Annotated in this window: 5 protein-coding genes and 1 pseudogene; all 6 read right to left on the reverse strand. The window is 71.0% G+C overall.

Translation table 11 applies throughout. From position 1 onward, the window contains the following. Window positions 1–13 precede the first annotated feature (13 nt). Window positions 14–493, reverse strand: a complete 480-nt coding sequence (locus ABZ646_RS35350; RefSeq protein ID WP_360528319.1) for a WXG100 family type VII secretion target — start codon at window positions 491–493, stop codon at window positions 14–16. 282 nt (window positions 494–775) lie between these two features. After that, window positions 776–1,345, reverse strand: a complete 570-nt coding sequence (locus tag ABZ646_RS35355; protein ID WP_360528322.1) for a hypothetical protein — start codon at window positions 1,343–1,345, stop codon at window positions 776–778. A 43-nt stretch (window positions 1,346–1,388) separates the two neighbouring features. Then, window positions 1,389–1,679: a WXG100 family type VII secretion target gene (locus ABZ646_RS35360; RefSeq protein ID WP_360528325.1), complete on the reverse strand. Its 291-nt coding sequence runs from the start codon at window positions 1,677–1,679 to the stop codon at window positions 1,389–1,391. Between the two features lie 84 nt (window positions 1,680–1,763). After that, complete coding sequence (locus ABZ646_RS35365; RefSeq protein ID WP_360528328.1) at window positions 1,764–2,096, reverse strand: WXG100 family type VII secretion target; 333 nt, start codon at window positions 2,094–2,096, stop codon at window positions 1,764–1,766. A gap of 57 nt (window positions 2,097–2,153) precedes the next feature. Beyond that, entirely contained in the window at window positions 2,154–5,516 is a 3,363-nt protein-coding gene (locus tag ABZ646_RS35370; protein WP_360528331.1) for a right-handed parallel beta-helix repeat-containing protein, read from the reverse strand. Continuing rightward, a pseudogene (locus ABZ646_RS35375) lies at window positions 5,513–7,450 on the reverse strand (hypothetical protein); the annotation flags it as partial. The pseudogene ABZ646_RS35375 and the gene ABZ646_RS35370, both read right to left, overlap by 4 nt.

Genomic DNA, 7,450 nt, shown 5'->3' on the forward strand with positions numbered 1-7,450 from the left:
GGAACACCAAGTTCTACGGCGCGGCCCTGTTCCGGCTGCGCAGGTGCTGCGCGTTGTTCGCCAACTGCTGCGGGACGTTGTAGTCGCCGGTGACGCCGCCGGACAAGGCATTGGCCATGTTGGTGACGTCCTTGGAAAGCCCCTGCATCGCTCCACTGAAGGCCTGGGCGGCCTCCCCCTGCCATGGTCCGTGTTCACCCACAAGCGCCTCGGTCTGGTCAGCGATACTCTGGCCGACCTCCTGAAGCACTTGTTCCACGTACCAGAAGGCGTTGGCAGCGTCCTGCAGCGCCTGCGGGTTCGAGGGCTGGCTCTGGCCAGGATTGTCGGGGTCCTCACCTGCGACGGCTTTGATCACTTGCTTCCAGCTCCAGTCGCCGTACTCACTGGCGGGGTCGCCGGTGCCGTTCCCGGTGCTGGTGCTGGTGCCGTTGTCGCCGTTCCCGCTGCCGTCGCTGCCGCTGCCGCTGTCGCTGTCGCTGTCGCTTGCCATGCTGTGCGCGCTCCCGTCCGCCCAACGCTCGCAAGGCGCACCGCCCGCCTTACGGACGTTGCGCCGTCATCGCCTGTGTCGAGCCCCGCATGCTGGGGGCATCTGCTGTTCGTCGTGCCGTGCGGCTTCCGAAGTCGCCGATGCCTTCGATCCGTAACCTCCTTCCTCAAGTGTCCGCGGGTCTCGGGAACGGCAGGTCCGGCCCAAGAGCTGTGGCCCGGTGAAGTCTCACCGGGCCATGCGCTGCAAGCGTCGCCGCCCGCGTTGCGCTCGTTCCTACTGTTACTGCTGCTGGGAGTAGGAACTGCTCCCGTTCGCCCCCGGGGACTGCAGGCCCTGCTGCAGCGCCTGGGTGTCGCTCTGCGCCCCCTGGATGAGCTGTTGCAGGTCGTTGCCCGCCTTCTGGTTCATGTCCTCGATCGTCGAGTACTTGCCGGCCAGCGTCTTGACCGAGTCGGCTGTGTCCATCAAGGCCTGTCGCAGCAGGTGCAGCGATTTGCTGTAGTTCGGCTGCAGTCCGTTGTCACCCGTCACCGACTGCGCCAAGGACTTCGCCTCGTTGAAGGTGCCGCAGGCGACCGGCTTGAGGTTCTCGACGCGGGTCCTGGCCTCGCCGAGCGCGTCAGCCAACGTGCCCAGGTTGTCGGCGAACTGCTTGAGCGACGAAGTGTCCACCGAGGTTTTGCCGTCGCCCTGCGCCGAGCTGCCGGGGACCCTCGGGACGGCGGGCAGCGTACTCTGGTCGATGTTGCCCGTGCTGCTGTCCGTGTACGTGCCGCCGTTGTACTGCTCCGGGGTCTTGGATGTGGAGGAACCAGAAGTCACGTTCCCGCCGAGTGCGCCGTTGGCCACCGCTCACCACCCCTTCGCGCGGCTCGAGCCTGACGTCGCCACGTCACTGGTTCCAGATCTGGGTGCCGTACTTCTCACCGTGCTGGTAGTAGTCGTCGATGTGGCCCAGTGCCTGCCTGGCTGCGACTGCCTGTTTCTGCATTTCCGCCGCTGCCGCGTCCCACTTGGCCTTTGCGATGTTGTACGCGTCACGCGCGTCGCTCGACCACTCGGCGAGGCTTTGCTTGGAACCGTCGTCCAAGTCAGTGAGTGTCCTCTGTATCTGCTGGGTGATGGCATCCATCTCACCTCCCACGAATTCCATTTGTTCGAAGCTCACCTGGTACGTCGTCATTGTGCGCTTCCCTTCATCGACGTGGTGTGTTGTGGAGCTGGGCAGGGCGGTGCCCGGATGGGGGAGCGAACCCCGGTGCCCCGGTCAGAAGCCGGGCAGGCCGGCGCCCATTGCGTTGTTCAGGGCCTGGGTCGCGTCCAAGGTGTCGGAGTGGACCTGCTGGTAGAGGCCCGTGTGCTCGGCGAGCTTGTCGGTGACGACCTTGAGCTGCTGCTTGACGGTGTTGCAGTTCTCCAGCCACTGGTTGAGCGCCGTGGTGAACGACTGGGCGGCGTCACCCGTCCAGCTGCCTTCCAGGGTCTTCGCCTGGTCATCCATGTTGTTGTACACACGGGCGGTTTCGCTCAGCGCAGTCTCGAAGTGAGGCTGCGCCCTCTTCATACCTTCAATATCTACTGACTGCTGCGAATTGGCCATCGCTCGTCCTTTCGCTGTGCATGGAATGCCGCCGCTTCACCGGCGGCCTACGGCGGTTCAATCCTGGCCCGGCGCCGTGCCGGCGAGGAACGGTGCGGGCGATGCGTTGCCTCCCGCTACACCGGCCTGTGCCCACGCGTCCCGTGCTGTCGGAGATCCGGACCCGCCGGCGACGTCAGGTGCCTCCCTCAGACGGAGCACCGGAGACTGCGCCCGCTCGGCGATCCGGTCGGCGAAACGGTGCGCGCCCCGGGCTCCGTCGGCGGGCGGCCGGTCGGCCAGCCGGGCGGCCAGCGTCCGGTGGGCGGCCTCGTCGACGTGGAAACCGCGCGTGCCGAGGCGGCGGCAGACCAGGTCGGAGAGCTCCTCCGCGGTGTAAGGAGGGAAGCGCAGGTACTCCGCGAAGCAGCGGGCGACGTCGTTGCGTTCCCGTAGTGCCTCGCTGAGCCGGGTGTGTGCGCCGCGGAGCAAGAGTGCGGTGCGCGGTGCGCGAGCCGCCGCGGCGGCCACGGCTTCCCACACCGCGGAACGTTCCTGGTCCGGCCGGGTGGCGAAGGCTTCGTCGAGCTCCAACTCGAGTACTCCGCCTTCGGCTTCGGTGAACAGCGTGGCCGCGTAGGCACCCGCCTGTTCGGCCCAGCGGGTCGGGATCTGCGAGAGCCCCGCCCGGTGCACCACTCCGTTGGCCAGCACCCCGGTCTCCGCCAGGCACTTCGCGTACAGGGTGGACACGGCGCGCCGACCGCTGCCCTGCTCGCCGGCCAGGACGATGTTGGCGGCCGGTACGGGCGGCTTGCCGTCGCGGCACGCTGCCACCAGTTCGTTGGTGCGCTTCAGCAGCGCGGCGCGGACGTCGCGAAGGCCGCACATCCCGGCCAGACGGCGCATGGCCGGGGGTGGTTCCGCCGGTGCCTGCGGGAGCCCGCGCCGGGGCGGTTCCGGCTCGGCGTCCGGTGCGGTGCCGCCCTCAACCTGCGGAACGGGCCCGATGTCCACTGCCTCAAGGCGGTTGAGGGCGGCGGTGTCGTGCGGCGGGTCGACGGCGAGCCGCGACGCCTGATTGCTGATCATCGTCTCGAACACCGAGCGGGCGACGCGACCGTTGCCGAACGTCGGCCCCTTGGGGATGTTCTCGAAGTACCGGGTCAGGGCCTCCTCGGCGGATTCGTCGAGCTCGTAGTAGTGCTTGTCGCACAACCCCTGCACGATGGTGACGAGTTCGGAGACCTCGTAGTTGGGGAACTCCACGGTCCTCGCGAAGCGGGAGGCCATTCCGGGGTTGGACTCCAGGAACTGGCCCATCTGCTCGGAATATCCGGCGACGATGACGACGATCTCGTCGCGGTGGTCCTCCATCAGCTTCATGAGCGTCTCGACGGCCTCCTGGCCGAAGTCGGGACCGTTGCCTCTCGCCTGGTTGGTGAGGGTGTACGCCTCGTCGATGAACAGCACGCCGCCGAGTGCCTTGTTGAACACCTCGGTGGTCTTGATCGCCGTACCGCCGATGATCTGCGCGACAAGCCCCGACCGGGAGACCTCGACGATGTGCCCCTGGGCGAGGATGCCGAGTTCGGCGAGGACGGCACCGTAGAGCCGGGCCACGGTGGTCTTGCCGGTGCCGGGCGGGCCGGCGAAGACCAGATGGCGGCTCATCGGCGGCATGGGCAGGCCCAGTTCCTCGCGCCGCTGCGTCATCTTGTTGAGGTTGATCAGACCGGTGACCTCGCGTTTGACGCTCTCCAGTCCGACGAGGGCGTCGAGTTCGGCGAGCGGCCCGGTGCTGTTGCGGGACACGATGCGGCGCTCGCGGCGCGAGGGAGCCGGAGCACGTTGCGCGTCCGCACCGGGCTGCCGGGATGGCAGGCCGGTCTGCGCGGGCTCGTCGGCGTCCTCGTCGCCGCGCAGCCGGTTGACGCCCAAACCGCCGTTGTCGGTGACGTCGCAGCGCTGGACGCCGACCGGCTCTTCCGAGTTGCTGCGGATACCGTCACCGATGTTGCCGGTGATCGTGCAGTCACTGAGGTCGGCCCGGCCGGACGCCTGCACGTTGACCCCGTGCCCCTTGGCATCGTGCACCCGGCAGCCGGTCGCGATGACGGTGCCGCCGCCGAGCACCCGTACCCCGTCCCCGCAGGCTCCGGACAGTTCGCTGTCCCGCAGTGCCACCTCGCCGTCAGTGCCGATGAGGACGCCGGCGTCCGCGATGGTGGACGACTCCACCTCGGCCCGCGCGCCACCGGACACCGCGACGCACCAGTCGCCCGCGGTTCGCAGCCGCACGCCCTCCAGCCGGGCGGAGGCACCGTCGTTCAGCTCCACAGCGGTGCCCTGGTGGGCGTCGATGTCGCACCTGCCCAGCTCGGCACGGGCGGAGCCGGTCACCCGCAGCCCGGCGGAACCGCCGGAGACCGACAGCTCCTCGAAGACGGCGGTGGCGCCGCCGCTGAGCTGCGCGGCGATCCGCGCCGCGCCCTGAACGCGCAGCCGCTGGAACGCGGCCTGGCTGCCGTCTTCGACCAGGACGGCCACGGGTGTGCCGTTGATCTCGCAGCTCTCCAGGCGAGGTTTGGAACCGCCGGTCACCTGCAGCGCGCTGTTGGCCGCCGATGCGATCGTGCAGCTGCGCAGCAGTGGATCCGCTCCGCCGCTGATGTGCACCGACTGTCCGCCCGATCCGCTCAGGACGCAGTCGGTGAGCGTGGTCAGTCCGGTACTGGTCAGGTACGCGTCGAGGCTGGCGGACGCCGTGACGGTCACGCCCGTCAGCTCCGCCTTGGCCTGCTGCTCCACGACGATTGCGGGCTTCTCGCTTCCGGTCACCTTGGTGGTCTCGACGGTGATACCGCCCTGGCCGTTGACGCAGATGCCGTTTCCGCGGATGCGCTCGAGCGTGCAGCCACGTACCGTGAGGCGTCCGCTCTCGGCGACGACGACGGCGGAGGAGCCCAGATCGGTGACGGTGGTGCGTTCGACGATGTTGGCGGTGCCGGCGGTGACGACGATCCCGGCACCGCCGGGATTGCTCACCGAGCAGTCGCGGACGGTCAGTTCGCCGGACTGCCAGGCGACCATCGCGGCCCACGCCTGGCTGCCCGTCACGGTGCAGCCGTCAAGTGCCGCCTGGCCGCGGCGGACGTCCAGGACCGCCACGTTCGCGTCGGAACCGCACAGGGTGATGCCGGACAGCCGCACCGCCTCGGCGTCCACGGTGACGGTACTGCCCACCAGTGACTCGAGCCGCACGCTTCCGGGATCTCCGTCAGCGGACAGCGTGACGGCGCGTGTGAGGGTGACCGCTTCGGTGTAGGCGCCGGGCGCGATGGCGATCAGGGCGCCCTCCCCGGCCGCCGCCAGCGCCTGGGACACGGTGCGGTAGGCGCCGGACTGAGTCGCGGAGACCCGTAGGACCTGCCGGTTCACGGCTTCGCCCCTTTCTGTGGCACGGTACCGGGTGAGGGTGCGGGCTGCCGCGGCCCGCCTGGCTCGCCGGTCTGGATCTGCAGCCCGGGGGCGGCGCACAGCGCGCCCGCGTACTCCTCGGGCAGCGGCACACCCGCCTGCCCCTCGCGGCCGTTCTCGGCCTCCCGCCAGAAGCCGCGGACCTGTTCGAGCCCGGTCAGCGCGATCTCGTCGAGCGGCACGCGCCCGTCGCCGACACGGCCGTGCTCGTCGAACTCGGATGCGGCCAGCTCACGCAGCATGACGACAGGCCGGTCACCACCCTCCACGCGCAGCACCTTGAACCGGGTGCCGGGCGCGAACAGCACACGGTCCGGCAGGTCCGGCGCCACCAAGGCGGTCCGGCGCGCCGTCAGGGACCACACCAGGACGTCGGTGTTGCCCGGCATACCGCGGCGCGCGGTGGACACAGCGGCGAGGAACGAGCGTTCCGTCACCACCTTGCCTTCCTGGTACCAGCCGCGTTCCGCCGCGGTGAGCGTGGCGCGCACCATGGCGGCGCCCCGGTACGACGGCAGACGGCGCAGCCCGCTGGCGGCGCAGCGGGCCAGCGGGACGTGTGGTCCGGCCGTGCCGGCCCGGATGGCGGCGTCGATCGCCGACGTCGCGCCCGACAGGTACAGGCGGATCGCCGCGAGGTCGGTGAGGGCGTCGGCCGCGGAACTCCGCGGCCCGCCGTGCAGCCCCGGCGACTCGGACAGCACCCGGGAGACGAAGGCCGCCGCGGTGTCGTAGCGCCCTCCGAGACTGCGCCGTACCCAGTCCCGTTCACGGTCGACACCCTTTTGCGGCGGCACCACGCTGGCGGCGGCTGTCGGTCTGGGCTGCACCTGGACGGCGCTGCCACCCGTCGGAGCGGGGCGCTCCGGGGGCGGGGCGGCAGCAGCCGGTTCTGGGAGCGGACCGCCGTCGGCCGGGGCACTGTCCCGTGTGCCGTCCGCCGCCCTGGTGGGCGACTGCGGGCTCGGACGCACCGGCTCCGGTGTGGAGGACTCCAGGCGGATGCGCGGCGCGGCCGGCGCCGGCTCGGCGTGCGCGGCCGGGGAAGGAGATGCCGGCGCCGGCACAGGGCCATCCGAACCCGTCGGCGCAGGGCCCCCCGACACCGGCGGCACCGCGGGTACCGACACCGGCGGCACAGGGCCGGCCGACACCGGCGCCATAGGAGCGGCCGGCACCGGCGGCACCGCCGAGTGCGGCGGGACGGACCGTTGGGTGCTGGCGTCCCCGCCTGTGGCCGCGGGCTCGGGTGCGGACACCTCGGTGCGAGGCACCGACCGCTCGGTGTCGGGAACGGGTGCTTCCCGCCTGGGTTGCGTGGTCTGCGGCTGCGAATCCCGGGGGCCGGGCCGCGGCGCGAGAGACGGCTGCTGCGGCGGGACAGACCCAGGCCCGACCGCGAAACCGGACTCCGGGGCCTGGGCGGGCTCGGGCGCGGGCGGATGATCGGCCCAGGTGCCCGCGTCCCCCGGGGGCAGCGGGACGGCCTCCCGACCGCTCGGCGGGCCCTCCAGGACGCGGCCGTTCGCCGGCCCGGCCGCGGTGAGCGCCGCCCCGCCGTTCGTCACGGCGGCCACGGGCAGCGGGTAGCCGTCAGCGGGGCCACGGGCCGCCTCGCTGGAGGGCATGATGCGGCTGAGCCGACCGAACGACGGGTCGAGGCCGCGCAGCAACTCGTAGGCGATGAACCGCATGCGGTCGGCCGCCATCGGATTGGTCCCGTCGTACAGGACAGCCGGGTAGGCCGGGTCTGCCGGCGAGGAGCGCACCGCGTGGCCGGCCGGGGACTCGGCCGGGGAGCGCACCCACAGACCGCTCTGCACGACCTCGAGGACCACATCGGGCGCGTACTGGTAGACACCCGGCGCGACGGCGGGGAGGGCCCTCACCGGGGC

The organism is Streptomyces sp. NPDC007162, assembly GCF_040634175.1.
Classification (GTDB): domain Bacteria; phylum Actinomycetota; class Actinomycetes; order Streptomycetales; family Streptomycetaceae; genus Streptomyces.

Bases quoted from the DNA above. Each gene is read 5' to 3' on its own strand.
- ABZ646_RS35350 (WP_360528319.1), bottom strand. From the start codon at position 493: ATGGCAAGCGACAGCGACAGCGACAGCGGCAGCGGCAGCGACGGCAGC.
- ABZ646_RS35360 (WP_360528325.1), bottom strand. From the start codon at position 1,679: ATGACGACGTACCAGGTGAGCTTCGAACAAATGGAATTCGTGGGAGGT.
- ABZ646_RS35365 (WP_360528328.1), bottom strand. From the start codon at position 2,096: ATGGCCAATTCGCAGCAGTCAGTAGATATTGAAGGTATGAAGAGGGCG.